Origin of the sequence: Klebsiella terrigena (assembly GCF_006539725.1) — a bacterium.
GTDB classification, from domain to species: domain Bacteria; phylum Pseudomonadota; class Gammaproteobacteria; order Enterobacterales; family Enterobacteriaceae; genus Klebsiella; species Klebsiella terrigena.
Map to the genome: position 1 here is coordinate 70,265 of NZ_BJNO01000024.1, position 25,841 is coordinate 96,105.

The 25,841-nt window shown below is 58.8% G+C and carries 25 protein-coding genes; 18 read left to right on the top strand and 7 right to left on the bottom strand.

The window, feature by feature from the left end:
- The first annotated feature begins 113 nt into the window (after positions 1-113).
- The 5 genes from RTE01_RS21805 (at position 114) to RTE01_RS21825 (ending at position 4,362) form a co-directional block, all read left to right on the top strand.
- Complete coding sequence (locus RTE01_RS21805) at positions 114-1,736, top strand: alpha-glucoside-specific PTS transporter subunit IIBC (RefSeq protein ID WP_041143318.1); 1,623 nt, start codon at positions 114-116, stop codon at positions 1,734-1,736.
- On the top strand, positions 1,733-3,055 hold the full coding sequence (locus RTE01_RS21810; RefSeq protein ID WP_041143317.1) for a 6-phospho-alpha-glucosidase: 1,323 nt from the start codon (positions 1,733-1,735) through the stop codon (positions 3,053-3,055). Before RTE01_RS21805 ends, RTE01_RS21810 begins: the two co-directional genes overlap by 4 nt.
- Before the next feature lie 107 nt (positions 3,056-3,162).
- Complete coding sequence (locus RTE01_RS21815; protein ID WP_041143316.1) at positions 3,163-3,510, top strand: YidH family protein; 348 nt, start codon at positions 3,163-3,165, stop codon at positions 3,508-3,510.
- A 7-nt stretch (positions 3,511-3,517) separates the two neighbouring features.
- Positions 3,518-3,862: a DUF202 domain-containing protein gene (locus tag RTE01_RS21820; RefSeq protein ID WP_076947902.1), complete on the top strand. Its 345-nt coding sequence runs from the start codon at positions 3,518-3,520 to the stop codon at positions 3,860-3,862.
- A 59-nt stretch (positions 3,863-3,921) separates the two neighbouring features.
- Entirely contained in the window at positions 3,922-4,362 is a 441-nt protein-coding gene (locus RTE01_RS21825; RefSeq protein ID WP_166793795.1) for a regulator, read from the top strand.
- 7 nt (positions 4,363-4,369) lie between these two features.
- Here RTE01_RS21825 and dsdA read toward each other — a convergent pair whose 3' ends face one another.
- Positions 4,370-5,698, bottom strand: coding sequence for a D-serine ammonia-lyase (gene dsdA / locus RTE01_RS21830; RefSeq protein ID WP_134528249.1), 1,329 nt, complete (start codon positions 5,696-5,698; stop codon positions 4,370-4,372).
- A 17-nt stretch (positions 5,699-5,715) separates the two neighbouring features.
- Positions 5,716-7,053: a D-serine transporter DsdX gene (gene dsdX, locus RTE01_RS21835; RefSeq protein WP_076947900.1), complete on the bottom strand. Its 1,338-nt coding sequence runs from the start codon at positions 7,051-7,053 to the stop codon at positions 5,716-5,718.
- A 226-nt stretch (positions 7,054-7,279) separates the two neighbouring features.
- On the opposite strand from dsdX, the gene dsdC reads away from it, so the two are divergent.
- The gene (gene dsdC, locus RTE01_RS21840) at positions 7,280-8,266 is read left to right on the top strand and encodes a DNA-binding transcriptional regulator DsdC (protein ID WP_255313552.1); all 987 of its coding nucleotides are present in this window, start codon (positions 7,280-7,282) and stop codon (positions 8,264-8,266) included.
- On the opposite strand, the gene emrD is transcribed toward dsdC, so the two are convergent.
- From emrD to tisB, 4 genes are all read right to left on the bottom strand, one after another.
- Positions 8,263-9,447: a multidrug efflux MFS transporter EmrD gene (gene emrD / locus RTE01_RS21845; RefSeq protein WP_041143312.1), complete on the bottom strand. Its 1,185-nt coding sequence runs from the start codon at positions 9,445-9,447 to the stop codon at positions 8,263-8,265. The genes dsdC and emrD overlap by 4 nt on opposite strands.
- 175 nt (positions 9,448-9,622) lie before the next feature.
- Complete coding sequence (locus tag RTE01_RS21850; protein WP_134528247.1) at positions 9,623-10,456, bottom strand: DMT family transporter; 834 nt, start codon at positions 10,454-10,456, stop codon at positions 9,623-9,625.
- 69 nt (positions 10,457-10,525) lie between these two features.
- On the bottom strand, positions 10,526-10,972 hold the full coding sequence (locus RTE01_RS21855) for a GNAT family N-acetyltransferase (protein ID WP_076947897.1): 447 nt from the start codon (positions 10,970-10,972) through the stop codon (positions 10,526-10,528).
- An 88-nt stretch (positions 10,973-11,060) separates the two neighbouring features.
- Entirely contained in the window at positions 11,061-11,150 is a 90-nt protein-coding gene (tisB, locus tag RTE01_RS21860) for a type I toxin-antitoxin system toxin TisB (RefSeq protein WP_071844867.1), read from the bottom strand.
- A gap of 575 nt (positions 11,151-11,725) precedes the next feature.
- Here tisB and ivbL point away from each other — a divergent pair.
- The 3 genes from ivbL to ilvN all read left to right on the top strand — a co-directional run bounded on the left by ivbL (position 11,726) and on the right by ilvN (position 13,905).
- A complete protein-coding gene (gene ivbL, locus RTE01_RS21865) occupies positions 11,726-11,821 on the top strand; it encodes an ilvB operon leader peptide IvbL (RefSeq protein WP_071844866.1) in 96 nt (31 codons plus the stop codon).
- A 101-nt stretch (positions 11,822-11,922) separates the two neighbouring features.
- The gene (gene ilvB / locus RTE01_RS21870; RefSeq protein ID WP_041143309.1) at positions 11,923-13,611 is read left to right on the top strand and encodes an acetolactate synthase large subunit; all 1,689 of its coding nucleotides are present in this window, start codon (positions 11,923-11,925) and stop codon (positions 13,609-13,611) included.
- Between the two features lie 3 nt (positions 13,612-13,614).
- Positions 13,615-13,905: an acetolactate synthase small subunit gene (gene ilvN, locus RTE01_RS21875; protein ID WP_041143308.1), complete on the top strand. Its 291-nt coding sequence runs from the start codon at positions 13,615-13,617 to the stop codon at positions 13,903-13,905.
- 1 nt (position 13,906) lies between these two features.
- Here ilvN and RTE01_RS21880 read toward each other — a convergent pair whose 3' ends face one another.
- Positions 13,907-14,698 (bottom strand): DeoR family transcriptional regulator, encoded by a 792-nt coding sequence (locus RTE01_RS21880; protein ID WP_134528244.1) that lies wholly within the window; start codon positions 14,696-14,698, stop codon positions 13,907-13,909.
- A 335-nt stretch (positions 14,699-15,033) separates the two neighbouring features.
- On the opposite strand from RTE01_RS21880, the gene rbsK reads away from it, so the two are divergent.
- The 9 genes from rbsK (at position 15,034) to nepI (ending at position 25,746) form a co-directional block, all read left to right on the top strand.
- Positions 15,034-15,954 (top strand): ribokinase, encoded by a 921-nt coding sequence (gene rbsK, locus RTE01_RS21885; RefSeq protein WP_041143306.1) that lies wholly within the window; start codon positions 15,034-15,036, stop codon positions 15,952-15,954.
- Positions 15,955-15,980: 26 nt separating this feature from the next.
- On the top strand, positions 15,981-17,297 hold the full coding sequence (fucP, locus tag RTE01_RS21890; RefSeq protein WP_041143305.1) for an L-fucose:H+ symporter permease: 1,317 nt from the start codon (positions 15,981-15,983) through the stop codon (positions 17,295-17,297).
- A gap of 11 nt (positions 17,298-17,308) precedes the next feature.
- Positions 17,309-18,325 (top strand): aldose 1-epimerase family protein, encoded by a 1,017-nt coding sequence (locus tag RTE01_RS21895; protein ID WP_134528240.1) that lies wholly within the window; start codon positions 17,309-17,311, stop codon positions 18,323-18,325.
- A gap of 82 nt (positions 18,326-18,407) precedes the next feature.
- Positions 18,408-19,001 (top strand): transcriptional regulator UhpA, encoded by a 594-nt coding sequence (gene uhpA / locus RTE01_RS21900; protein ID WP_041143303.1) that lies wholly within the window; start codon positions 18,408-18,410, stop codon positions 18,999-19,001.
- 17 nt (positions 19,002-19,018) lie between these two features.
- Complete coding sequence (gene uhpB, locus RTE01_RS21905) at positions 19,019-20,500, top strand: signal transduction histidine-protein kinase/phosphatase UhpB (RefSeq protein WP_170197859.1); 1,482 nt, start codon at positions 19,019-19,021, stop codon at positions 20,498-20,500.
- 9 nt (positions 20,501-20,509) lie between these two features.
- The gene (gene uhpC / locus RTE01_RS21910) at positions 20,510-21,838 is read left to right on the top strand and encodes an MFS transporter (protein WP_041143301.1); all 1,329 of its coding nucleotides are present in this window, start codon (positions 20,510-20,512) and stop codon (positions 21,836-21,838) included.
- Between the two features lie 213 nt (positions 21,839-22,051).
- Positions 22,052-23,443 carry a hexose-6-phosphate:phosphate antiporter gene (uhpT, locus tag RTE01_RS21915; protein WP_141335359.1) on the top strand — a complete coding sequence of 464 codons (1,392 nt, stop codon included), beginning with the start codon at positions 22,052-22,054 and terminating at the stop codon, positions 23,441-23,443.
- 486 nt (positions 23,444-23,929) lie between these two features.
- Positions 23,930-24,382 carry a DUF1198 family protein gene (locus RTE01_RS21920; RefSeq protein WP_041143299.1) on the top strand — a complete coding sequence of 151 codons (453 nt, stop codon included), beginning with the start codon at positions 23,930-23,932 and terminating at the stop codon, positions 24,380-24,382.
- Positions 24,383-24,558: 176 nt separating this feature from the next.
- Complete coding sequence (nepI, locus tag RTE01_RS21925) at positions 24,559-25,746, top strand: purine ribonucleoside efflux pump NepI (RefSeq protein ID WP_115191646.1); 1,188 nt, start codon at positions 24,559-24,561, stop codon at positions 25,744-25,746.
- Positions 25,747-25,841: the final 95 nt, after the last annotated feature.

Here is a 25,841-nt window from a genome sequence, read left to right on the forward strand (position 1 = left end):
ATCGCACCGACATTGCATGTTTGATGACGGGTAAATTCCTATTCTCGCTTTAGGCCGATACTCAAGATTAATAAGGCCACTAACCCTACTGGTTGTTAAATGAGGATTTTAAAATGCTCAGTCAAATACAACGTTTTGGCGGCGCCATGTTTACCCCGGTTTTGCTGTTTCCGTTTGCCGGGATTGTGGTCGGGATTGCCATTATGTTGCGCAACCCGATGTTTGTCGGCGAAGCGCTCGCGGCCCCCGATAATTTATTTGCGCAAATCGTTCACATTATTGAAGAGGGCGGCTGGACGGTATTTCGTAATATGCCGCTGATTTTCGCCGTCGGCCTGCCGATTGGCCTCGCTAAACAGGCGCAGGGCCGGGCCTGCCTCGCGGTACTGGTCAGCTTCCTCACCTGGAACTACTTCATTAACGCGATGGGGATGACCTGGGGTCACTTCTTCGGCGTCGACTTTTCCGCCGAACCCACCGCCGGCAGCGGCCTGGCAATGATCGCCGGGATTAAAACGCTGGATACCAGCATCATCGGCGCGATTGTTATTTCCGGCTTCGTGACCGCGATCCATAACCGCTATTTTGATAAACCACTCCCGGTTTTCCTCGGTATTTTCCAGGGCTCCTCGTTTGTCGTCATCGTGGCATTCCTGGCGATGATCCCCTGCGCCTGGCTGACGCTGCTCGGCTGGCCGAAGGTGCAGATGGGTATTGAATCCCTGCAGGCGTTTTTACGCTCGGCCGGGGCGCTCGGGGTCTGGGTTTATATTTTCCTTGAGCGGATCCTGATCCCAACCGGCCTGCACCATTTTGTCTACGGTCCGTTTATCTTCGGCCCGGCGGTGGTGGAAGGCGGCATCCAGATGTACTGGGCGCAGCATCTGCAGGAGTTCAGTCAGAGTACCGAGCCGCTGAAGGCTCTGTTCCCGGAAGGCGGCTTCGCCCTGCACGGCAACTCGAAGGTCTTTGGCTCCGTGGGTATTGCGCTGGCGCTCTACTTTACCGCCGCCCCGGAAAACCGCGTCAAGGTTGCCGGCCTGCTGATACCGGCCACCCTGACCGCCATGCTGGTCGGCATTACCGAACCGCTGGAGTTCACCTTCTTGTTTATCTCTCCGCTGCTGTTCGCCGTGCACGCCGTGCTGGCGGCGACGATGGCGACGGTGATGTATATGTGCGGCGTGGTGGGCAATTTTGGCGGCGGTTTGCTGGATCAGTTCCTGCCGCAAAACTGGATCCCAATGTTCCATAACCACGCGTCGATGATGTTTATCCAGATAGGCATCGGGGCATGCTTCACCGGCATCTACTTCGTTATCTTCCGCGCCCTGATCCTGCGCCTCAACCTGAAAACGCCGGGACGTGAAGAGAGTGAAATCAAGCTCTACAGCAAGGCCGATTACCAGGCGGCGCGCGGCAAAACCAGCGCCGCAGGGGCGACGGACACCCGACTGGGCCAGGCCGCAGGCTTCCTGCAGGCGCTCGGCGGGGCTGGCAATATCGAGAACATCAATAACTGCGCCACCCGGCTGCGTATCACGCTGGTCGATATGGCGAAAACGCAAAGTGACGACGTCTTTAAAGCGCTGGGCGCCCACGGAGTGGTGCGGCGCGGCAACGGGATTCAGGTCATCGTTGGCCTGCACGTCCCTCAGGTTCGCGACCAGCTTGAAACCTTAATCAAAGATTCTCTACAGACCGAACAAAACACCATGACGGAGGCAGTATCATGAAAAAATTCTCAGTTGTTATCGCAGGCGGCGGCAGTACCTTTACCCCGGGCATCGTATTAATGCTGTTAGCTAACCAGGACCGTTTCCCGCTGCGGGCACTGAAATTTTATGACAACGACGGCGCGCGGCAGGAGACTATCGCCGAAGCCTGTAAAGTCATTCTCAAAGAGCAGGCGCCGGATATTGAGTTCAGCTACACCACCGATCCGCAGGCGGCCTTTACCGACGTGGATTTCGTGATGGCACACATTCGCGTCGGTAAATATCCGATGCGTGAAAAAGATGAAAAAATCCCGCTGCGCCACGGCGTGCTGGGCCAGGAAACCTGCGGACCTGGCGGCATCGCCTACGGTATGCGCTCTATCGGCGGCGTGCTGGAGCTGGTGGACTACATGCAAAAATATTCGCCGAACGCGTGGATGCTTAACTACTCCAACCCGGCGGCCATTGTGGCAGAAGCGACCCGTCGCCTGCGCCCAAATGCGAAAATCCTCAACATTTGTGATATGCCGATCGGTATCGAAGGGCGAATGGCGCAAATCGTCGGCCTGAAAGACCGCAAGCAGATGCGCGTGCGCTACTACGGCCTTAACCACTTCGGCTGGTGGACCTCGATTGAGGATCTGCAGGGTAACGACCTGATGCCGAAACTGCGTGAACATGTCGCTAAATATGGCTACGTTCCGCCGTCAAACGACCCGCATACCGAAGCGAGCTGGAACGATACCTTTGCCAAGGCAAAAGATGTGCAGGCGCTGGATCCGGACACCATGCCGAACACCTACCTGAAGTACTATCTGTTCCCGGACTATGTGGTGGCGCACTCCAACCCTGAGCGCACCCGCGCAAACGAGGTCATGGATCATCGCGAGAAAAACGTCTTCACTGCCTGCCGGGCCATTATTGCCGCCGGTAAATCCTCTGCCGGTGATTTGGAGATCGACGAGCACGCCTCGTACATCGTTGACCTCGCGGCGGCGATTGCCTTCAACACCCAGGAGCGCATGCTGCTGATTGTGCCGAATAATGGCGCTATCCATAACTTTGACGCCGACGCGATGGTCGAAATTCCGTGCCTGGTTGGTCATAACGGGCCGGAGCCGCTAACGGTGGGCGATATCCCGAACTTCCAGAAAGGGATGATGGGCCAGCAGGTGGCGGTCGAAAAACTGGTGGTTGATGCCTGGGAACATCGCTCCTACCACAAGCTGTGGCAGGCCATTACGCTGTCGAAAACCGTGCCGAGCGCCTCCGTTGCTAAGGCTATTCTTGATGACCTGATTGCGGCCAACAAAGAGTACTGGCCTGAGCTGCACTAATCCCTCCCTCTAACCGGCATCCGTTGGGTGCCGGTTTTCCCTCTTCCCCTGTTCGCGATAAATTACGCTATGCTGGTGCCTGGCCGTGGCACGAACAAGGAACCCTGATGAAAATCTCCCGCGTCGGTGAAGCGCCGGATTACCGCTTTTCACTCGCCAATGAACGCACCTTTCTCGCCTGGATCCGCACGGCGCTGGGTTTTCTCGCCGCCGGGGTCGGCCTCGATCAGCTGGCGCCCGACTTTGCCACGCCGCTGATCCGCGAGGTGCTGGCGCTGCTGCTGTGCCTGTTTGCCGGCGGCCTGGCCATTTACGGCTATCTGCGCTGGCTGAGTAATGAAAAGGCGATGCGTCTGAAGCAGGATCTGCCCTATACCAGAACGCTGCTGGCGATCAGCATTCTGCTGATGATTGTGGTCGTGGTGGTGACGGGGCTGGTGCTCTACGGTGGATAGGCGGCGGATGCGGCGGGAGCGCGACCCTGGCCTGCAGCCGGAGCGCACGTCGCTGGCCTGGTTTCGCACGCTGCTGGGCTACGGGGCGCTAATGGCGCTGGCTATCAAGCATAACTGGCACAGCGCGGGGGCGCTGTTCTGGCTGTCGATTGGCGTGCTGGCCGCGGTGGCCATTATTCTCTGGCGCTATACCCGCAGCCGCAACCTGATGGATATCAGCGAGAGCGATTTTGCACAATCCCGGGCGGTACGTGACAAATTTTTGATCTCCCTCGCAGTGCTTTCGCTGGCGTTAATGTTTGCTGTAACTCATCTACGGCAGATTGTTTTATTCATTAAGGATGTGACATGACAGGACGTTGCCACAGGAGGAGTGCCGCAGAGAGAGAGCTGAAGGTACTGGACGTCAATATTTATCGCCATCACTGCCAGAGCCCGCAGCAATATTATCACCAGCTGCGCCAGCAGGGCGTTGCAGCGATTCGCCTGGTTCCACAGCTTCAGCCGCAAGATGCCGAGGCCTGGGGAGCGTTTCTGTGCGCGGTTTTTGCTATTTGGGTACGCGAAGATATCGGCCGGATGGTGATTTTTCCCTTTGAGAGCGCCCTGCGCGGCTGGTGTGGGGAAGCGGTGCGTCCCGCCGACGCGCCGGTCACGCCTGCGTGTCGCGACTGCCCGTGGCTGAGGCTTTGCGGCGGTGATTGCCCGCCGCTGAATGCGCAAAATAGCCCAAACCCGCTGTGCGCGGGTTATCGCCAGTTTTACAGCATGAGCGCGCCCTATATGCGCGTCATGCGTGACTTACAAAGCCAGCAGCGCTCGCCCGCCGAGCTGATGCCGCTGCTGCGCTGACGGCGGGCTAGCGGCCCTTCGCCAGATACTGCGCCATTTCTTCTTCCGGCACCATGCCGCCGCCGGTGGCCCACACCAGGTGGGTGGCGTTCTGCATCTGCTCCGGGCTAAAGCCGTGCATTTGCTGGTACGCCGCGCTGGCGCACACGTGCTGCGGCCCGGCCATGCCCGCCAGCGCCGAAGGCTCGAGGCGGATATTCTCCGCCTGCGCCAGCCAGCCCAGCATGTCGTACATCGTCTGATCGTCGAGGGTATAGAGGCCATCCAGCAGGCGCTCCATTGCCCGGCCGACGAATCCCGATGCGCGGCCAACGGCGAGCCCGTCGGCGGCGGTGAGGTTATCGATACCTAAATCCTGCACCGAAATCGCGTCGTGCAGTCCGGTATACACCCCGAGCAGCATGCAGGGAGAGTGGGTCGGTTCGGCGAAGAAGCAGCGCACGTGGTCGCCGAAGGCCAGCTTGAGGCCAAACGCTACCCCGCCAGGGCCACCGCCCACGCCGCACGGCAGATAGACGAACAGCGGATGGTCGGCATCGACCAGCCGGCCCTGCTGAGCAAACTGGGCCTTCAGACGCTCGCCGGCGACGGCGTAGCCGAGGAACAGCGTGCGCGAGTTTTCGTCGTCGATAAAGAAGCAGTTAGGGTCTGACTCGGCGGCTTTACGCCCCTGCTCAACCGCTACGCCGTAATCCTGATCGTACTCCACCACCGTCACGCCGTGGCTGCGCAGCTTCGCTTTTTTCCACGCCCGGGCGTCGGCGGACATATGCACGGTGACCTTAAAGCCGATGCGCGCGCTCATGATGCCAATCGACATTCCGAGGTTCCCGGTGGAGCCGACGGCGATGCTGTACTGGCTGAAGAACTGTTTAAATTCAGGCGTGAGCAGCCTGCTGTAGTCGTCAGCAGTGGTGAGCAGACCGGCTTCCAGCGCCAGCTTTTCCGCATGGGTCAGCACCTCATAAATGCCGCCGCGCGCTTTAATTGAGCCGGAGATCGGCAGATGGCTGTCCTTTTTCAGCAGCAGTTCTCCCGTCACCGGCTGCGCAAATTCCTGCTCCAGCCGCGCCTTCATGGCCGGGATTGCCACCAGCTCGGATTCAATAATCCCGCCGGTAGCCGCGGTTTCCGGGAAAGCCTGCGCCAGATACGGCGCAAAGCGCTCGAGGCGGGCGCGGGCGTCCCGGACGTCTTCGTCGGTCAGGCCGACGTAGGGTAAACCCTCGGCCAGGGTGGTGGTTGCCGGGTTAAACCAGGCGGTTTCTTTCAGGGCAATCAGATCCTTCAGCAGCGGGAACTGGGCGATTAAAGTAGTCATGTCAGCGTTTTTCATATTACGTCTCTTGGCGCTCAGATGATGAAAGAAAGCAGGAACGTGCAGGCCAGTGCAAGTAAGGATGCGATAAATGTGGCCGTTGTATAGTATTTGAACGTCTCACTCAGGCTCGCTCCGCAGTATTGTTTGACCAGCCAGAACAGGGAATCGGTGACGATCGTGCAGCCAATAGCGCCTGAACCGATGGCAATGGCGATGATCTCCGGACTCACGCCGGGATAAAGCGGCAGCATCGGGGCAACGATGGCGGTTGCGCCCATCATCGCGACGGTGGCCGAGCCGACCGCCGCGTGCAGGATCAGCGCCACCAGCCAGGCCAGCAGGATGGGGTGCATATGCAGGTTCGACAGGATCACCGCCAGAGAGTCCGCCAGCCCGCTGGTTTTCAGTATCGCGTTGAACGCGCCGCCGGCGCCGATAATCAGCAGGATATTGGCAATTGAACCAAAGCCGTTCTCGGTATGGGTTAGCAGGACGCTCATCCCGAGATTCTGACGGATGCCGAGAACGTAGTAAGCCACGAAGACGGCAATAAACATGGCGGTGATCGGGTTACCGATAAACTCCAGCAGCATGTACAGCGTGCCGCCCCTGGTCATATTCAGCTCGGCAACGGTTTTTACCAGCATCAGCGCGATAGGCAGCAGGATGGTAAAGAGCGTAGCGCCGAGCGACGGCAGCGTCTCTTCCTGACGGACTTCCAGGTTAGAAAACTCGGCGGGAACCGGCTTAAACGGCAGGCGGTTGCCGAGAAGTTTGAGGAACAGAGGACCGCCAACCAGCGAGGCCATCAGCCCGACCAGCAGGCCGTAGACGATAACCGTCCCGATATCGGCGCCGAGCTTATTGGCAACGAACAGCGCGGCCGGATGCGGCGGAACCACGCAGTGGACGGCCATCAGCGCGGTACACAGCGGAATCGCCAGCTTCAGCAGCGAGGTATGGGTCTTTTTGGCGATGGAGAAGGCCAGCGGGATCAGCAGCACGACGCCAACTTCCACAAACAGCGTAATCCCGCAAATCAGACCCACCAGCACCATAATGACGTCAACCGATAGCCAGCGGCAGCGCTGGAGCGTCAGGCCGATACGCTCTGCGGCGCCGGAGACCTCCATCATTTTACCCAGGATGGTACCGAGGCCGATGACCGCGGCAAGGAAGCCCAGGGTTCCGCCTATTCCGCTCTCAATGGCGTTCACCATATCCAGCGGGCTCATCCCCATCATTGCGCCGACAAAAAAGCTGGCCAACAGCAGCGCCAGGAAGGGGTGAAACTTCAGTTTGACGATAGTTAACACGATCAGCACGATGCTTATCAGCAGCGTGCTCACAACCCAAATCTGCGACTCCATACCCCACCTCGCCTGTGAATAATCTGTGCTTATTGAACAGAAAAACGCCACCGGCTGACAAACGATATAATTGGCTCTTCAGGTGAATTAGATTGAATCAAATGAGTGATTAACGTCTAAAAATGGCGTTATTTTGCGTTATGGGTCACTTTTATTCATCTTTAAGGCGACGGTCGGCGGTCGTTTTCTTTACAATCAGCGCTGATTACATCGGGGGAGAAGCAGGATGGATGCGCAACAAGAGAGGGGTAACCGGCTGCTCAACGGCTGGCAGCTGTCAAAGCTCTATACCTTTGAGGTGGCCGCGCGGCACGAATCTTTTGCCCTGGCGGCGGAAGAGCTGTCGTTGACGCCCAGCGCGGTGAGCCACCGCATGAACCAGCTTGAAGAGGAGCTGGGTATTCAGCTGTTTGTGCGCTCGCACCGCAAGGTGGAGCTGACCCATGAAGGCAGGCGGGTGTTCTGGGCGCTGAAGTCATCCCTCGATAGCCTCAATCAGGAGATCCTGGACATCAAAAACCAGGAGCTGTCCGGCACCCTGACGGTCTACTCGCGGCCGTCGATTGCCCAGTGTTGGCTGGTTCCGGCGCTGGGCGACTTTACCCGCCGCTATCCATCGATCTCGCTGACCGTGCTGACCGGCAACGATAACGTCAATATGCAGCGTGCCGGCATCGACCTGGCCCTCTACTTTGACGATTTGCCGTCATCGCAGCTCAGCCACCACTTTCTGATGGACGAGGCGATTGTGCCGGTATGCAGCCCGGACTATGCCCGCCAGCATCAGCTGCAGCAGAATCCCGATAACCTCCAGCACTGCACGCTGCTGCACGATCGTCAGGCCTGGAGCAACGACTCCGGCACCGACGAGTGGTTTAGCTGGGCGCAGCAGTTTGGGATTAATATGCCGCAATCGTCGGGGATTGGCTTCGATCGTTCCGATTTAGCGGTGATAGCGGCGATGAACCACGTCGGCGTGGCGATGGGGCGTAAAAGGCTGGTGCAAAAGCGGCTGGAGAGCGGGGAGCTGATCGCGCCGTTTGGCGAAATGACGCTGAAATGCCACCAGCACTACTATGTGACCACGCTTCCTGGGCGCCAGTGGCCAAAAATCGATGCCTTTATCAACTGGCTGCAGAGCCGGGTGCAGCAGGATGGGGAGCCCGGGCAGGACGCTTCGCGCCCGACCCGGAGAGCATCGCCGAAGCCCTAAACCGGCTGCTGATGGCGGCTAAAGCGCGACGCCAGCGGCAGCCAGCACAGCATAATCAGCAGCCCCATCAGCATCATCAGCAATCCGAGGCTGCCCTGGCCGGTCTGCGGCATCATGGCCGATAGCCAGGCCAGGACGCCGGAGCCGATATTCTGCAGGCCGCCAACCAGCGCGCCGGCGGTACCGGCGAGGAACGGGAACGGCTCCATTGCGCCGCTGGTTGCCAGCGGAAACAGCATTCCGGCACCGAAGAAGAACAGCGCGGCCGGCACCAGCAGCGTCCAGACGGTCATGACGCCCATCAGCCCCGGGATCCACATCATAATTCCCGCCAGCAGGCAGCAAATCACCGATTGCCACATCAGCGTCGGGAAACGCTTGTTCGGACGCCCGGCGAACCAGGCGCCGAAGAAGGCTGCCGGGATCGGCAAAATAAACAGGATACTGACCGCCATGCTGCTCAAGCCCAGCACGGCGCCCATCAGCACGCCGGAGCAGGCCTCAAAAACGGCAATTCCCGCGAGGCCGCCAACCAGCATCAGCAGATAGCAGTTGAACGCGCCGTTGCCGAAAAGCGTTCTGTAGCTGGTGGAGAGGCGGGTTCGCGGCGCGCCGGCCGGGCGGGTTTCCGGCATCCAGCGCGCCATGCTGAAGGTTACCACGGCGCACAGTACCAGCAGGAAGGCGTAGCAGGCGCGCCAGCTCCAGAGGGTATTGAGGATCCCGCCAAGCAGCGGTGCCAGCAGCGGGCTGACCAGAATACCCATATTCAACAGGCTGTTGGCGTGCCTTAGCTGCGCGCCTTCGTACAGATCGCGCGGCAGGGTTCGTGCCATGACGCCACCGACGCCGGTGCCCATGCCCTGGATCGCGCTGGCGACAATCAGCACCGTCAGGCTATGGGTGGTGATGGCAACCAGCGTCGCCAGCATAAAGATAGACATGCCGACCAGAATAACCGGGCGTCTCCCCACGCGGTCGGACAGCGGCCCGTAAAAGAGCTGCGATACGCCGTAGGTCAGCAAATAGGCCGCCATCACGCTCTGCACGGCGCCCTCGCGGGCGTTGAGCGAGACGGCCATGTCGGCAATGGCCGGAATATATATGGTCTGCGCCATCTGGCCAACGGCCACCAGCACGACCAGCATCAACAACAAATTGAAGTTCTTATGCCGTTTCATGTCGATGAATACTTTGTGAGTAGAGGTAAATTAAGAATATGTGACTGGCACATACCGTAAACGATGGAGGAATCTACCACATAAAAATGACAGAACAACCACCTGGCGGCGATTGTCGGGGAATCAAAGGCAGGTTTTGTAAACAATAATCGGCAACTAATGTTGCCATGATCCGCTAAGAGAGGCGCAGCAGGATCGCGCCGGCCGCGATGCCGCAGGCGGCAGCAATGCGCAGCGGTATGACCCGCTCTTTAAGCAGCACAAAGGCGATGAGCGCGCCGAACAGAATCGAGGTTTCACGCAGCGCGGCAACCACCGCCAGCGGCGCCTGGGTCATGGCCCACAGCGCCAGGCCGTAGGAGCCCATGGTGCTGATGCCTCCGAGCAGCCCCTTGTGCCAGTGCTGGCGCAGATAGCGGCTGACTTCATGCCGACGAGCGATCGTCGCCCAGCCCAGCAGGCAGCTTCCGTTCATCAAAAAGGACCACAGCGTGTAGCCCAGCGCAGAGCCGGAGAGCCTGACGCCGGTACCATCAACCAGGGTATAGCCGGCAATAAAGCAGGCGTTAATCAGCGCCAGCACCACGCCGCGGCGCGAGCTGGCGCGCCCGTTGTAGGCCATCGCCAGGATCGCCAGACAGATGACCCCGATGCCCGACCATGCCAGAGGGGAGAGGTGGTCGCCGAGGAATACGACGCTCACTATCGCCACCAGCAGCGGCGCCGTGCCGCGCATCAGCGGATAGGTCTGGCTCATGTCCGACACCTGGTAGGTTTTTGCTACCAACACGGTGTAAACCACCTGCAGAGCGCTGGAAAGCAGCAGATACGGCGCGCTGGCGAGGGTCGGCTGCGGCGCGAAAGGCAGCAGCAGCAGGGCGATAACCGCCGCCGAACCGCTTACGCTGATGGCCGCGTACATCTTATCGCCGCTCGCTTTAACGATCGCATTCCAGCTAGCGTGCAGCAGGGCGGCGAACAGCAGAATGCAGAAAACGTTTATCGTCATCAGGACAGGGTACCGTAGGGGCGTGAGGGTGAAACTGTAACATGCACCATTTCGCCCAGCCAGAGGCGGCTACAGCGAGCAGAACAGGCGATGCGTTACCCGCGGCTCATCGTAAACCGGACGAAACCCCAGGCTTTCATAGAACGGCCACGCCGACGACGGCGCGTGGGTATTGAGGAAATCGAACCAGGTGCCGGAATGGGTGATAACCGCCACCAGCAGCTGCTGTCCGACGCCCTGGCGCCGGTAGCGCTCGCCGATGTACAGATGACGAATGCGCCCGGCCCGCGGCTGCAGGCTGTAGGCGTCAGCGTTCAGCCCGCAAACGCCCACCAGCTCTCCACCACGGAAGGCCCCAAGCAGCTTTTCGCCCGGCGCGTTAAAGCGGTTTTCTCCGCTCTGCCAGTTCTCCGCCAGGCGGCGCAGCATATTAAAGTGCTGGGCGAGGCTTTCGCTACGCAGGGCGAGAAAGCCGGCGTCATCCGGAGTGGTGGCAGCAATCAGCAGCGGTGGCATAAGTTTCTCCATCAGTTGGCGCAGGTGAAGGGAGACCGCCTGTAGAGGGGCGGTTTCCCGCCCCTCCCAGGTGCGACCTGAACCTGAATCAGCGGAACTGTTTCAGGACAGCATCAAGCAGTTGCAACACGGCAACCATGAGTTTCAGGATAAGAACGATAATATCCATCGTGCCCATACGCGTCTCCTCGGTAAAGGAGCACAGCCGGCTGGCGTACCTTTCCGCCGCCTGTTGCCAGCCAGGGTCTACGCCGCCTGCCTGAACACGTTGCCGTGCCCGGAAGACATTAGCGTATTTGTTGACGTAACACAGTGTGCTCTTTCAGGGTTAAGGCGCTGACGGCACCACCCGTTTCAGCCAGGACTTGATTGCGCCGGTAAACATGCGGCCCCCGAATGGCACAGAGTGAACGCTTTCAGTATAAGCATTCACTGTATAAATAAGCAGTATTTTTCTCGACAAAAATCCACCGCCGATCCATACTCTATTTTATGAAAAACCCTGGCTAAAATTGCGTGAACTTCCGCGAACGCGTATACTTTTGGCGTTGACGTAATACAGTGTGCTTGCGGTTACCAGCCGCAAAAATGCTGAAAAAAACCTCGCTGTGGCGGGGTTTTTTTCTTTCTGGCGCCGGGTTAAAAAATTGTGATCCTCTGCGCAAATTTCCGTGGTTGAAAATAAATCCATTGTTTAATGGCCGCAGCTGTGTTTGTATAAATTCAGTTAATTTTTCGACACAAAGGCCCCTAATGAACGCTTCCATGCTGACTTCGACCCTACTAAAAACCGCGCCTGCCGCGGTGGTCGTCGTGCGTGTGGTGGTCGTCGTCGGCAATGCGCCGTAGGGTCCGGAACAACACGATTCCAAACCCCGCCGGCGCAAACCGAGCGGGGTTTTTTTTCGACCCTCGCCCGGTAGGTCGGCTCAGAATAAAAGGACTGGAGCATGGCAAGTTCGGGCACAGCATCACAGAAAATGCGCTTTACCGGCGCGCAGTTAGTTGTTCATTTACTGGAGCGTCAGGGGATCACCACGGTCACGGGTATTCCGGGCGGCTCCATTCTTCCGGTCTACGACGCGTTAAGCCAAAGCAAGCAGATTCGCCATATTCTGGCGCGTCACGAGCAGGGGGCTGGATTTATCGCCCAGGGCATGGCGCGAACCGAGGGCAAGCCGGCGGTTTGTATGGCCTGCAGCGGCCCGGGGGCGACGAACCTGATCACCGCCATCGCCGACGCGCGTCTGGATTCAATCCCGCTGGTCTGCATTACCGGCCAGGTGCCGGCCTCGATGATCGGCACCGATGCATTCCAGGAAGTCGATACCTACGGCATCTCTATCCCCATCACTAAGCACAACTATCTGGTTCGCGACATTGCCGATCTGCCGCAGGTGATAAGCGACGCTTTTCGCATTGCGCAGTCCGGGCGCCCGGGGCCGGTGTGGATAGATATTCCTAAGGACGTGCAGACCGCGACCATCGAACTGGATGCATTACCCGAGCCCGGCGTTCGCGCGGCGGCGCCTGAGTTTGACGGCGCCAGCGTACGCGAAGCGGCGGCGATGATTAATGCCGCTAAGCGCCCGGTGCTCTATCTGGGCGGCGGGGTGATTAATGCTCCGGAGCAGGTTCGCCAGCTGGCGGAAAAAGCCAACCTGCCGACCACCATGACCCTGATGGCGCTGGGCATGTTGCCAAAGGCGCACCCGCTGTCGCTCGGTATGCTCGGTATGCACGGCGCGCGTAGCACCAACTTTACGCTGCAAGAAGCTGATTTACTGATTGTTTTAGGCGCACGTTTTGATGACCGGGCGATTGGTAAAACCGAGCAGTTCTGCCCGAATGCGCAGATTATTCACGTCGATATCGACCGCTCCGAGCTGGGCAAAATCAAGCAGCCGCACGTCGCAATCCAGGGCGATGTCGCCGAGGTTCTGGCGCAGCTGATCCCACAGGTTGAAGCGCAGCCGCGCAGCGAATGGCGCCAGCTGGTTGCCGATCTGCAGCGCGAGTTCCCGTGCACCATTCCGCAGCAGCAGGACCCGCTCTCTCATTACGGTTTGATCAATGCCGTTGCCGCCTGCGTGGATGACGAAGCGATTATTACCACCGACGTGGGCCAGCACCAGATGTGGACCGCGCAGGCCTATCCGCTGAATCGCCCCCGCCAGTGGCTGACCTCAGGCGGCCTCGGCACTATGGGCTTTGGCCTGCCGGCGGCGGTTGGCGCAGCCCTGGCGAACCCGCAGCGGAAGGTTATCTGCTTCTCCGGCGACGGCAGCCTGATGATGAACATTCAGGAGATGGCCACCGCCGCTGAAAATCAGCTCGACGTAAAAATCATCCTGATGAACAACGAAGCGCTGGGCCTGGTGTATCAGCAGCAGAGCCTGTTCTATCCGCAGGGCGTGTTTGCCGCCACCTATCCGGGGATGATTAACTTTATGCAGATTGCCGCCGGCTTCGGCCTGCAAACCTGCGACTTAAATCATGAAGCCGATCCGCAGGCGGCGCTGCAGGCGATAATTGACCGTCCTGGCCCGGCGCTGATTCATGTGCGAATCGATGCCGAAGAAAAAGTCTATCCGATGGTACCGCCGGGTGCGGCAAATACAGAAATGGTGGGGGAATAAACCATGCAACAGCAGACTCATGACAACGTTATTCTGGAACTCACCGTACGCAACCATCCTGGGGTCATGACCCACGTTTGCGGCCTGTTCGCCCGTCGCGCCTTCAACGTGGAAGGTATCCTCTGCCTGCCGATTCAAAACAGCAATCAGAGCCACATCTGGCTGCTGGTCAATAACGACCAGCGTCTCGAGCAGATGATCAGCCAAATCGACAAGCTGGAAGACGTAGAGAAGGTGACGCGCAATCAGTCCGATCCGTCCATGTTTAATAAAATCGCCGTCTTTTTCGAGTGAACTAGTCGCTCGTCGAATCCGGCGTGATGACTTTTACCGACCCGTTCCGGCAGTGCAGGGCGTAGTCTGCCGGCAGGGGGCGATCGCTGATCAGGACATCAAAGGCCGATAGCGGGGCGATGCTGGCGGGCGCGACCTCATCGAACAGCGCGTAGCGCGCGAGCAGGATTTTGCGTAACCCGCGATCCAGCGCCTTACGTTTAGTAGTGAGATCGTCGGGGTTAAACCAGCTCACGCCAAAATGGTCGTGCACGCCGCTGGCGGAGATAAACACCTTCCGCGGATTCAGTGAATCGAGCGCCGAGGGGTTGTTGGCATCATAAAACGCATCGCTCTTGGCCCGGTAGGTGCCGCCGCAGAGGATCGAGGTGGCGTTAGGCTTTTCATTCAGCGCCACAAACACCCGATGCGAATAGCAGATCCCGGTAAAGGTAATGTCATCCGGGATCATGCCAATCACCAGCGGCATCTCGCTGCCGTTATCAAAAAAGACCAGGTCGTTTTCGCTGACCAGCCCGGCGGCGAGGATGGCGACGGACAAATCGTCCCGGTGGTGGGGGCTTTTGTCCGCCGGCGCAGCGCTGACCGAGGGCGATGAGGGCTTGTTCACCATCACCACGTAGCCGCCCAGCAGCGTCAGCGGCAGCGGTTCGTCATTCTCGAGGCTGAGGTCCCGACGAATGGTCATCACCGACACTTCCAGCATCCGCGCGGCTTCTTTGAGATGGATGCGGTCCGTTTTCTTGAGCAGCTCCATCAGACGCCGGATACGTTCTTTTTGCTTTGTTTCCATTCACCTTCTCCGCGAGTTTGGGCGAAAATGTTCCTTTAGTAACATTATTCGTTCGTCGAAACATTCTGCATTCACACTACTATACTGTGGGCTATCAAGAATTAAAAGCGGGGAACAACGCGGCTATATAATTATAACTATTTTATTTTCAATTGGTTATTTTTGTTGTCTGTATTGGCTGTGTGATGAGCATGCGGAGCCGCTGAACGAAGATGGTTGTTAAATAAACAGCCCGTGATTCTGCAATCGCGATCCTGGTCACAAATGATACGGAAGTAACATGATAATGTTACTATAATATCATTGTTATGTGATTGTTTCTAAGGGGTAGTAAAATGGATATCGCGGTTATCGGCTCAAATATGGTGGATCTGATCACCTACACCAATCAGATGCCTAAAGAGGGGGAAACCCTCGAGGCGCCCTCTTTTAAAATTGGCTGCGGCGGTAAAGGCGCCAACCAGGCCGTCGCGGCAGCCAAGCTTAACTCCAAAGTCCTGATGCTGACCAAGGTTGGGGACGACATCTTTGCCGATAACACGATTCGTAACCTCGAGTCCTGGGGCATTAATACGACCTACGTTGAAAAAGTCCCCTGTACCAGCAGCGGCGTGGCGCCGATTTTTGTTAACGCCAACTCCAGCAACAGTATTCTGATTATTAAAGGCGCCAATAAGTTTCTCTCCCCGGAGGATATTGACCGCGCTGCCGAAGATTTAAAAAAGTGTCAGCTGATTGTTTTACAGCTTGAGGTTCAGCTGGAAACGGTTTATCACGCTATTGAGTTTGGAAAAAAACACGGCATCGAAGTCTTGTTAAATCCGGCGCCGGCGCTGCGTGAATTAGATATGTCCTATGCCTGCAAATGTGACTTTTTCGTCCCTAATGAAACCGAGCTTGAAATATTAACCGGGCTCCCCGTGGATACTTACGATAATATTCGCGCCGCCGCCCGCAGCCTCGTCGAAAAAGGGCTCAACAATATTATTGTCACCATGGGCGAGAAAGGTGCGCTATGGATGACGCGCGATCGGGACGTTCACGTTCCGGCGTTTAAGGTCAGCGCGGTTGATACCAGCGGCGCCGGCGACGCCTTTATCGGCTGTTTTGCACATTACTACGTCCAGAGCGGCGATGTTGAAGCCGCGATGAAAAAAGCCTCGCTCTTTGCCGCCTTCAGCGTCACCGGCAAAGGTACCCAATCGTCTTATCCCAGCATTGAGCAATTCAATGAATATCTGGCGTTAAACGAATAACCCTCTGCACTGTAAAAGGTAGCACTATGAACGATAAAAATATCGTTCAGATGGCCGACGGCTATCTGAATAAAACCCCTCTGTTCCAGTTTATTTTGTTATCCTGTTTATTCCCGCTATGGGGATGCGCTGCGGCATTAAATGATATTTTAATTACTCAGTTTAAAAGCGTATTTGCGCTGAGTAACTTTGCCTCGGCGCTGGTACAAAGCGCGTTTTATGGCGGTTATTTTTTAATTGCCATTCCAGCCTCGTTAGTGATTAAAAAAACCAGCTATAAGGTGGCGATTTTAACCGGCCTGACGCTTTATATCGTCGGCTGTACGCTCTTTTTCCCGGCCTCGCACATGGCAACCTACACCATGTTCCTGGCTGCGATTTTCGCCATTGCTATCGGCCTGAGCTTCCTTGAGACGGCGGCAAATACCTACAGCTCAATGATCGGGCCAAAAGCGCAGGCGACGTTGCGCCTGAATATCAGCCAGACCTTCTATCCGATTGGCGCCGCGGCCGGCATCCTGCTGGGCAAATATCTGGTCTTTTCCGATGGTGAAAGCCTCGAAAAACAGATGGCGGGCATGAACGCCGAGCAGATCCATAACTTTAAAATCCTGATGCTGGAAAACACCCTTGAGCCCTACAAGTACATGATCATGGTACTGGTGGTGGTGATGGTGCTGTTCCTGCTGACCCGCTTCCCGACCTGCAAAGTTGCGCAGACGGCGAACCATAAGCGTCCGTCGGCGCTCGATACCCTGCGCTACCTGGCGAGCAACGCCCGCTTCCGTCGCGGGATTATCGCCCAGTTCCTCTACGTCGGGATGCAGGTCACCGTCTGGTCGTTCACGATTCGCCTGGCGCTTGAGCTGGGGGATATCAACGAGCGCGATGCCTCAACCTTTATGGTCTACAGCTTCGCCTGCTTCTTTATCGGTAAGTTTATTGCCAACATCCTGATGACGCGCTTCACGCCGGAAAAAGTGCTGATTATCTACTCGGCGATCGGCGCGCTCTTCCTCGCCTACGTGGCGCTGGCGCCGAGCTTCAGCGCGGTGTACGTGGCGGTGCTGGTGAGCGTTCTGTTTGGACCCTGCTGGGCAACCATCTATGCCGGGACCCTCGATACGGTTGATAACGAGCATACCGAAATGGCCGGAGCGGTGATTGTGATGGCGATTATTGGCGCGGCGGTGGTGCCGGCGATTCAGGGCTTCGTTGCGGATACGATCCACTCCCTGCAGGTGTCGTTCCTGGTGCCGATGCTGTGCTTCATCTACGTGGGCGTCTACTTCTGGCGTGAGTGCAAAGCGCGCCGTGCGCTGACCGAAGCGACGGCCTCCTGAGGAGAATCATCATGACGACACGTTTAACCCTCTGGCGTCAGCTGTTTACCGAGCATCCTCGGGTACTGCTGGCAAACGATGCCTTTACGGTGACCGCGTTCCGTTTCGCCAGCGGCGTAGAGGGCCTGCGAGTGGAGAACTCGCGCGGCCACCTGGTCATTCTGCCCTGGCTGGGGCAAATGATCTGGGATGCCGAATTCGACGGTCACGATCTGACGATGCGCAATATGTTCAGCGAGCCGAAGCCGGCGACGGAAGTGGTGGCCACCTACGGCTGCTTCGCCTTCCACTCCGGGCTGCTGGCGAACGGCTGCCCTTCGCCGGAGGACGTACATCCGCTGCACGGCGAGATGGCCTGCGCCGCGATGGATGAAGCCTGGCTGGAGCTGGAAGAGGAGAGCCTGCGGGTGACGGGGCGCTATGAATACGTCATGGGCTTCGGTCATCACTATCGGGCGCAGCCTGCGGTGGTCGTGCATAAAGAGAGCGCGCTGTTTGATATCCACATGGCGGTCACCAACCTCGCCTCCGTCGCGATGCCGCTGCAGTATATGTGCCATATGAACTATGCCTATGTCGCCGGGGCCCGCTTCAGCCAGAATATCCCCGACGACGCGCTCGCGCTGCGCGAATCGGTTCCGGCCCACGTGCAGCCGACCGAGCGGTGGCTGGCGTTCAACCGGCGTATTCTGCAGGGGGAGGCGTCGCTGGCCGCGCTGAACGAGCCGCACGATTACGACCCGGAAATCGTCTTTTTTGCCGACAGGCTCGATCGCTACACCGACAGGCCTGAATTTCGCATGACGGCCCCGGATGGCACCACGTTCATCACCCGCTTCTCCAGCGCGGAGCTGAACTATGTGACCCGCTGGATCCTCTATAACGGCGATCAGCAGGTGGCGGCTTTTGCGCTACCGGCCACCTGTCGTCCCGAAGGATTTCTGGCGGCGCAGCGTAACGGCAGCCTGATCTCGCTGGCTCCGCAGCAGACCCGCGCCTTCAGCGTGACCACCGGCATCGGCGGCTGAGGCGGATAATAGTGCTCAAGGCTTGAACAGCAACGCGCTTATCGTTAAGGTAAGCGCGTTTTTTTATCCGCCAGGAAACGCCATGACCTCCATTGCCCTTATTGACGATCATCTCATCGTCCGCTCCGGTTTTGCGCAGCTGCTGGCGCTGGAAAGCGATTTCCAGGTGGTGGCGGAGTTCGGCTCCGGCCGCGAGGCGCTGGCGGGTCTGCCGGGCCGCGGCGTGCAGGTCTGCATTTGCGATATTTCGATGCCGGATATCTCGGGCCTCGAGCTGCTGAGCCAGCTGCCCAAAGGCATAGCGACCATTATGCTCTCGGTCCACGACAGCCCGGCGCTGGTGGAGCAGGCGCTGAACGCCGGCGCTCGCGGCTTTCTCTCCAAACGCTGCAGTCCGGATGAGCTGATTGCCGCCGTTCGCACGGTGGCGACCGGCGGCTGCTACCTGACGCCGGATATCGCCATGAAGCTGGCGGCCGGCCGTCAGGACCCGCTCACCAAACGCGAGCGGCAGGTGGCGGAAAAGCTGGCCCAGGGGATGGCGGTGAAAGAGATTGCCGCCGAGCTCGGGCTATCGCCAAAGACCGTCCACGTTCATCGCGCTAACCTGCTGGAAAAGCTCGGCGTCAGCAACGACGTTGAGCTGGCGCGACGCATGTTCGATAGCTGGCAGTGAAGGCGCTATTCTCGCGACTGTTCTCGGTCGTCGGCTGCTTCTTTATCTTTTCCGCCGCGTGGTTCTGCCTGTGGAGCATCAGCCTGCACGTGGTGGCGCGCCCGGACCTCGCGGTGCTGCTCTTTCCCTTCGGTCTGCGCCTTGGCCTGATGCTGCAGTGTCCGCGCGGCTACTGGCCGGTGCTGCTGGGGGCGGAATGGCTGCTGATCTTCTGGCTGGCGCAGGAAGTGGCGCTGGCCCATCCGATAATATTGATGATCGGAGGTCTGCTGACCCTGCTGCCGGTGGCGCTGATTTCGCGCTATCGTCACCGGCGCGACTGGCTGACCCTGTTGCGCCAGGGCGGCGCGCTGATCGCCGCCGCGCTCCTGCAATCGCTGCCGTGGCTCGGCGAAGGCAGCGACGGCCTCAACGCCCTGCTGCTGACGTTGACCGGCGGCCTGACGCTGGCGCCGACCTGCCTGGTCATCTGGCACTATCTCACCAGCACCGTCTGGCGTCCGCTGGGACCCGCGCTGGTTTCGCAGCCGGTGAACTGGCGCGGGCGGCACCTGATCTGGTATCTGCTGCTGTTTGTGGTCAGCCTCTGGCTGCAGCTGGGGCTGCCCGCCGAGCTCTCGCGCTTTACGCCGTTCTGCCTGGCGCTGCCGATTATCGCCCTGGCCTGGCACTACGGCTGGCAGGGGGCGCTGATTGCCGCCCTGATGAACGCGATTGCCCTTATCGCCAGCCAGACCTGGCACGACCATCCGGTGGATTTACTGCTCTCCCTGCTGGCGCAAAGCCTGACCGGCCTGCTGCTGGGGGCCAGCATTCAGCGCCTGCGTGAGCTTAATCAGTCGCTGCAAAGCGAGCTGGCGCGCAACCGCCGGCTGGCGGAGCGGCTGCTGGAAACCGAAGAGAGCGTGCGCCGCGACGTGGCGCGCGAGCTGCACGACGATATCGGCCAGACCATCACCGCCATCCGCACCCAGGCCGGGATCGTCCAGCGCCTGGCGCCGGAGAACGGCGGCGTCAGGCAGAGCAGCCAGCTTATCGAGCAGCTCTCCCTGGGCGTCTATGATTCGGTGCGCCGCCTGCTGGGGCGCCTGCGCCCGCGGCAGCTGGACGATCTGACCCTTGAACAGGCGGTACGTTCGCTGATGCGCGAAATGGAGCTCGAAGATCGCGGGATAGTCAGCCACCTCGACTGGCGCATCGATGAACCCGCGTTAAGCGAAAGCCAGCGCGTCACCCTGTTCCGCGTCTGCCAGGAGGGGCTGAACAATATCGTTAAGCACGCCAGCGCCAGCGCGGTTACGCTGCAGGGCTGGCAGCAGGATGGGCGGCTGATGCTGGTGCTTGAGGATGACGGCAGCGGGCTGCCGCCGGGCACCGGACAGCACGGCTTTGGCCTGATCGGCATGCGCGAGCGCGTGACGGCGCTGGGCGGGACCTTAACCATTTCCTGCACCCACGGCACGCGCGTCTGCGTCAGCCTGCCGCTGCGCTACGCCTGAGGAACGATGATGTTCACCTTTATGAAATCCCCCCCTGACGCCGCGCCGATAGTCGATAAGCAGGCCCTCGACGAACGCTATCGCTACTGGCGGCGCCATATTCTGCTGACCATCTGGCTGGGCTACGCGCTGTTCTACTTCACGCGCAAAAGCTTCAACGCCGCGGTGCCGGAAATTCTCGCCAGCAACGTGCTGACCCGCAGCGATATCGGCCTGCTGGCGACGCTGTTTTACATCACCTACGGGCTGTCTAAATTTTTCTCCGGCATCGTCAGCGACCGCTCCAACGCCCGCTACTTTATGGGCCTCGGCCTGATTGCGACCGGCGTGGTCAATATCCTGTTCGGCTTTTCCACCTCGCTGTGGGCCTTTGCGCTGCTGTGGGCGCTGAACGCCTTTTTCCAGGGCTGGGGCTCGCCGGTTTGCGCCCGTCTGCTGACGTCCTGGTACTCCCGTACCGAGCGCGGCGGCTGGTGGGCGCTGTGGAACACCGCCCATAACGTCGGCGGCGCGCTGATCCCGATGGTCATCGGCGCCGCGGCGCTGCACTACGGCTGGCGCGCCGGGATGATGATTGCCGGGATGCTGGCAATCCTCGCCGGGCTGTTTCTCTGCTGGCGGCTGCGCGACCGGCCGCAGGCGGTGGGGCTGCCCGCGGTAGGCGACTGGCGTCACGATGAGCTGGAGATCGCCCAGCAGCAGGAGGGGCAGGGCCTGACGCGCAGGGAGATCCTCTACAAGTACGTACTAACAAACCCCTATATCTGGCTGCTGTCGCTGTGCTACGTGCTGGTTTACGTGGTGCGGGCGGCGATTAACGACTGGGGCAATCTCTATATGTCGGAGACCCTCGGGGTCAATCTGGTGACCGCCAACTCGGCGGTGACCATGTTTGAGCTGGGCGGGTTTATTGGCGCGCTGGTGGCCGGCTGGGGTTCGGACAAGCTGTTCAACGGCAACCGTGGGCCGATGAACCTGATTTTTGCCGCCGGGATAATGCTGTCGGTAGGCGGCCTGTGGCTGATGCCGTTTGCCAGCTACGTGATGCAGGCCGCCTGCTTCTTTACCACCGGCTTCTTTGTCTTCGGCCCGCAGATGCTGATCGGCATGGCGGCGGCGGAGTGCTCACATCGGGACGCGGCGGGCGCGGCAACCGGGTTTGTCGGGCTATTTGCCTATCTGGGGGCCTCGCTCTCCGGCTGGCCGCTGGCGCAGGTGATGGACGTCTGGCACTGGAGCGGTTTTTTTGTGGTGATTACTATCGCCGCCGGCATTTCGGCGCTGCTGCTGCTGCCATTTTTAAACGCCCAGGCGCCGAGAACCGCCAGCGAAGCGTGACCTGGCTCTCCTTTTTGCCCCGAGTGTGGCAAAACTAAGAAATTTTCCCGGTTTCACCTGGACGCTGTCTCAGGCAAGCCGCACGGCCAGTTTTTACAATAGCGGTCATTCAATATCATTTTCCCAAAATAATTCATGTTGCAGGAAGGCGGCAGGCGAGCGTCGCCAACGTACCTGAGGCCTGAGGCATCAAGGGAAAACCTGGAGTGTCCTATGCTGGCCTTTCTAAACCAGGTACGTAAACCGACCCTGGATCTGCCGCTCGACGTGCGGCGCAAGATGTGGTTTAAACCGTTCATGCAGTCCTATCTGGTGGTCTTCATCGGCTACCTGACCATGTACCTGATCCGCAAGAACTTTAACATCGCCCAGAACGACATGATCTCGACCTACGGGTTGAGCATGACGCAGCTGGGGATGATTGGTCTGGGCTTCTCCATCACCTACGGCGTGGGTAAAACGCTGGTCTCCTACTATGCTGACGGCAAGAATACCAAGCAGTTCCTGCCGTTTATGCTGATCCTCTCCGCCATCTGTATGCTCGGCTTCAGCGCCAGCATGGGCGCCGGGTCGACCAGCCTGTTCCTGATGATCGCCTTCTATGCGCTGAGCGGCTTCTTCCAGAGCACCGGCGGCTCGTGCAGCTACTCGACGATTACCAAATGGACGCCGCGACGCAAGCGCGGATCGTACCTCGGGATGTGGAATATCTCCCACAACCTCGGCGGCGCGGGCGCGGCAGGGGTCGCGCTGTTTGGCGCCAACTACCTGTTCGACGGCCACGTCATCGGGATGTTTATCTTCCCGTCGATTATCGCGCTGATCGTCGGCTTTATCGGCCTGCGTTTTGGCAGCGACTCCCCTGAATCCTACGGCCTCGGCAATGCCGAAGAGCTGTTCGGGGAGGAGATCAGCGAAGAGGATAAAGAAACCGAAGATAGCGCGATGACCAAGTGGCAGATCTTCGTCGAGTACGTGCTGAAAAACAAAGTTATCTGGCTGCTGTGCTTCTCCAATATTTTCCTCTACGTGGTGCGTATCGGCATCGACCAGTGGTCAACCGTTTACGCGTTCCAGGAGCTGAAGCTGTCAAAAGAGGTGGCGATTCAGGGCTTCACCCTGTTTGAAGTCGGTGCGCTGGTCGGCACCCTGCTGTGGGGCTGGCTGTCGGATCTGGCTAACGGCCGCCGGGCGCTGGTTGCCTGCGTCGCGCTGGCGCTGATCATTGCGACGCTCGGCGTTTACCAGCATGCCAGCAATCAGTATGTCTATCTGATGTCGCTGTTTGCCCTCGGCTTTTTAGTCTTTGGCCCGCAGCTGCTGATCGGCGTCGCCGCCGTCGGTTTTGTGCCGAAAAAGGCGATTGGCGCAGCGGACGGCATCAAAGGCACCTTCGCCTACCTGATTGGCGACAGCTTCGCCAAGCTGGGCCTCGGGATGATCGCCGACGGCACGCCGGTCTTCGGTCTCACCGGCTGGGCGGGCACCTTCGCGGCGCTGGACGCGGCGGCCATTGGCTGTATCTGCCTGATGGCCATCGTGGCGGTATTTGAAGAACGTAAAATTCGCCGCGAGAAGAAGAAACAACGATTGCAGACCGCCTGAGGCTTCAGGTATGAGTAACTTTGCCCGGCCTTCCCGCCGGGCTTTTTTTATATCTGCTGTAAAGGAGGGGCATTTAGGCCGCTCCTGACCTGGCGATGGTTTTTTGATGGCTTCATCCCTATTTGGAGAAGAACTACCCGGATAGTAGGCATGCGTAAAATCAACGGAGGAAATGAATACGCTGGCAATGACATTTTCATAATCTCCCATCGTTATCAATAAAGAATGCGTCTATGTACTGCTTGCCGTTCAGGCCATAATAGATGTTGTATTGATAACCGTTTATCCCGTTTCTCCCAACTGCCGTTGGCGGGTCTCTTACAGCTACCCCCTTAGTCATCCCCCGAATTTAGCCGGTTAAGCGCTCGCGTCCGCAGGCCTGGCTGCATGTCGTTTTTCCCTTTTTTCAGTTCACTAATCTGGCGCTGCCTGCTGTCGAGACCGGATGTTTCCCGCTATGATGAGCGGCTGATTTAAGGAGAACGTATGGTCTGGATAATACTGGCAACGCTTGGCGTGGTGTTTGTGGTCGGATTTCGGGTGTTGACCTCTGATTCCCGCCGGGCGATCAAACGCTTAAACGAACGACTGGGGATCACGCCGGTTGCGATTGAGTCGATGATCGACCAGTTTGGTAAAACGGCTGGAACCGAGTTTATTCGCTACCTTGAGCGCCCCGATGAGGCCCATCTGCAGAATGCTGCGCAGGTGCTGCTAATCTGGCAGGTCTGCATTGTTGATGGCAGCGAAGAGAATCTGAACAGCTGGTACCGTCTGCTGCGTAAAGCCCGGCTTGCCGCGCCAATCACCGATGCGCAAATCCGCCTGACGCTTGGCTTTATGCGTGAAATAGAGCCCGATCCGCAGGAGCTAAACGCTTTCCAGCTGCGCTATAACCAGCTCTTCCTGCCGGAAGAGGGGGTGTTTTATCTGCATTAATATCACGAGTCATTGCGCTTCCTATTTGTCTCGTCGTTGAATTTATCCATGAATTACGCAGTGGCTATCTGACTGAGCGTGGTAATGAAAGAAAAGTTGTCAAAACGTTAAATTCGTCACAATTTTGATGATAGACTGCGCTGCTTTTCCGTACGTTTTTAGCTTCAGGTTACGTCATGACAGAACATATCCGCACCACGAGCAAATCGCAGACCAATGAAATTTCACGGCCAAACTGGTCGGCGGTTTTTGCGGTGGCCTTTTGCGTCGCCTGCCTGATAACCGTTGAGTTCCTGCCGGTGAGCCTGTTGACGCCGATGGCGCAGGATTTAGGCATTTCCGAGGGGATGGCCGGACAGTCGGTCACCACGACCGCATTTGTAGCGATGTTTGCCAGCCTGTTTATTACGACCCTTATCCGCACCACCGATCGCCGCTACGTGGTGATCCTGTTTTCCGTGCTGCTGACGCTCTCCTGCCTGCTGGTCTCCTTTGCCAACAGCTTTTGGCTGCTGCTGGTAGGTCGCGCCTGCCTGGGGCTGGCGTTAGGGGGATTCTGGGCGATGTCGGCGTCGCTGACCATGCGTCTGGTTCCGATGCGGGTGGTGCCAAAAGCGCTGTCGGTTATCTTCGGAGCGGTGTCGATTGCGCTGGTGATTGCCGCGCCGCTGGGCAGTTTCCTCGGCGGTATTATCGGCTGGCGCAACGTCTTTAACGCGGCGGCGGTAATGGGCGTGCTGTGCACGATTTGGGTGTTGAAGGTGCTGCCTTCGCTGCCTGGTGAAGCGCCGCATCAGCAGCAAAACATGCTGAGCCTGCTGAAGCGTCCCGGCGTAATGGCCGGGATGTGCGCTATTTTCATGGCCTTCGCCGGCCAGTTTTCCTTCTTTACCTACATTCGTCCGGTCTATATGACCCTCGCGGGCTTTGACGTTGATGGCCTGACGCTGGTGCTGTTGAGCTTTGGGATTGCCAGCTTTGTCGGGACCTCGCTGTCGTCGATGCTCCTGAAGCGCTCGGTGAAAACCGCCTTAGCGACTGCGCCTCTGGTTCTGGCGGCCAGCGCGGCGGTGCTGGTGCTGTGGGGAGAAAGTCAGATTGTGGCCTCCACGGTGGCGATTATCTGGGGCTTTTCTTTCGCCCTGATCCCGGTGGGCTGGTCAACGTGGATCACCCGTTCGCTGTCAGACCAGGCGGAAAAGGCCGGTTCGATCCAGGTTGCGGTGATTCAGCTGGCGAATACCTGCGGGGCCGCGGTTGGCGGCGTGGCGCTCGACCACCTGGGCCTGCTGTCGCCGCTGATTATCTCGGGCGCCCTGATGCTGCTGACCGGGCTGCTGGTGGCAACGAAGGTGCGGATCTAGCTGTCGTTACCCCGGGGCGCAGCGCCGGCCGGGCAACCAAACCCGGGCCGGGCATTCACGCCGCGACCCGGGACTGCTTTCTGACTTAGAACCAC